This is a genomic window from Streptomyces sp. NPDC088246, from assembly GCF_044741025.1.
Lineage (GTDB): Bacteria > Actinomycetota > Actinomycetes > Streptomycetales > Streptomycetaceae > Streptomyces.
Genome location: NZ_JBIURV010000162.1, coordinates 1 through 1,984, shown reverse-complemented (window position 1 = coordinate 1,984; position 1,984 = coordinate 1). Strand labels below are relative to the sequence as shown.

The 1,984-nt window shown below is 64.5% G+C and carries 1 protein-coding gene and 2 pseudogenes; 2 read left to right on the top strand and 1 reads right to left on the bottom strand.

All coding sequences use genetic code 11. From position 1 onward, the window contains the following. Positions 1 to 460 (top strand): annotated as a pseudogene (locus ACIPEK_RS46585) (site-specific integrase); the annotation flags it as partial. A 33-nt stretch (positions 461 to 493) separates the two neighbouring features. Then, positions 494 to 1,699, top strand: coding sequence for a DUF6236 family protein (locus ACIPEK_RS46580; protein WP_402009102.1), 1,206 nt, complete (start codon positions 494 to 496; stop codon positions 1,697 to 1,699). Positions 1,700 to 1,773: 74 nt separating this feature from the next. Here the strand turns inward: ACIPEK_RS46580 and ACIPEK_RS46575 are convergent. Then, a pseudogene (locus tag ACIPEK_RS46575) lies at positions 1,774 to 1,984 on the bottom strand (site-specific integrase); the annotation flags it as partial.

The window sequence follows — 1,984 nt, the reverse complement described above, 5'->3', positions numbered from 1 at the left end:
GATCTACCCGGCCGAGACCATCGAGGCCCATCGCGCCTTCATCGCCCGCCGCAGGGCCACCCGGCCCAGCGATGAGTATCGGACCCCCACCGAGGAGGAATGGGACGCTTTCCTTGCGCACTTCGAGAAGCGCAAGGTCTCCATCGGCACCTGCGCTCGTGCCTTTTCAAGCCCTTGTGTTCATGAACACGCTTGTGTTCGTTGCTCGCTCCTCCGGCCGGATCCGGCCCAACGCGGCCGGTTGGAGGAGATCCGCGACAACCTCATTGCCCGCATCGCCGAGGCCGAGCGCGAAGGCTGGCTCGGCGAGGTCGAAGGACTCCGGGTCAGCCTGGCCGGAGCCGAGGACAAGCTCGCGCAACTCGACCACCATATTGCCAGCCGCGACGTCGTCGACCTCGGGATTCCCATCATCGCAACCGCCAACCACGGAACCGTAGAGGATCGGTGCCGTTCCTGACACACTATTCGCCATCACCCAAATGGAGTGACGATGCCGTCGATCGCGCTGTACTACCCGTGGATGCATTTCCAGGACGACAACTGGCTGAGGCTCGCGCTGCTGACGTGGGACCACCTCGCCCGGGTCCGTCCCCGCGTGGTGGAAGACCGAGACGGGGAACTAGTCCGTCAGTTGCGCGCCGAGACGGATTTCATCGTAGAGACCGCGCCAAGCCCCACCGTCCTAGACACCGTCGCAGAGTCCTTCGGTGAGATCTTCGATGCGGCACCTGGATTTCTCCTGGAGCGGTATGGGCTGACGGAACCGCAAGCGTCTCCCTTGGGGTATGGCCAGGTACGCCTGGCCGGGTGGCGTGACTACGAGCCTCCCATGACACAACACGTGGTAAAGGGGCCGCCTCTCGCGGAACTTCTGACCTGGGTTTATGTCGGTGGTCAGGGTTCGAGGATGGGCGGGGGTCTGCGGGATTCGCTCGTCAGCATCGGCCTTGCAATACCATCGGAAGGGCCGTGGGTGGGTATGGACCCCAAACTGGGCTCGATCTACCTCGCGGTGCTGGCCGATGCCATGGCGCGCAGCGAGGTGCTGTCACCAGCCACCGACGATTTGCGCATGCACAATGCCGTCGGCGCACTTGATCGGCTTACGGCCCTGGTATTCGATGACCACGTAAGCGTGCCGGCCGTGGAGGATGTCGAGCGCGCCTACCTGCATGTGGCACTGCGCACTGTGATCGAACCGGACAACTTGGACCACGTGCCGACCGCCAAGCTCATTCGGTTCCGTGAGACCCACCGTTCCGAGCTCGCTGCCTTCCATGAGCACGTGGCGGGCATGGGCGCGGAGCTGCAGGCCATCGCCAAGGTGGAAAGCCTGGAGGTGGCATCAGCCCACCTCCGGGCGCTATACGAAACCAAGACACGACCGCAGCTCAACGACCTGCGGAGGGCATTGCGGGGACTCGGCGTCGAGTCGTCAGCCGGCACCTTGGCCCAGAAGATCGACTTCAACCCTGCAGCCGGTACCGTCCTCGGCAGCATCGCTGCAGCGGGTGGGCAACTCGCGGTGGCCAGTGCCGCAGTCGCGGTGACGCTTGTGCCCTACCTCGCCGGCAAGTTCAAAGCCCGGCGCCAACAGGTGACGAACTCGCCCGTGGCCTATCTACTGGCCGCTGACCGGGAACTCACCGGACGCACACTGCTCGGGACCTTCCATCACCGCACCGGCCGACGATAGCCCGACCCCCTCCTCAGAACATCAACAACTCGACTTGCCGTCCGCCGCCGCACGGCCAGCGAACGAGCCCTGTCTCATAGTTCAGAGAAGCAGGCGTGTTCGTGGATGCAGTCGGTTCCGTAGGAGCGCCCGCACTCGCCCAGAGCCAGCTTCCTCCGCTCGAAGTGGGACAGGAACTCTTGCCATTCCTTGGAGGTGACAGCCCTGTATTCCTCAGCGGGGCGGAGAGTGCGGCGACGGGCGATGAAGGCGCGATGCGCCTCGATGGCGTCCGTCGGGTAGACG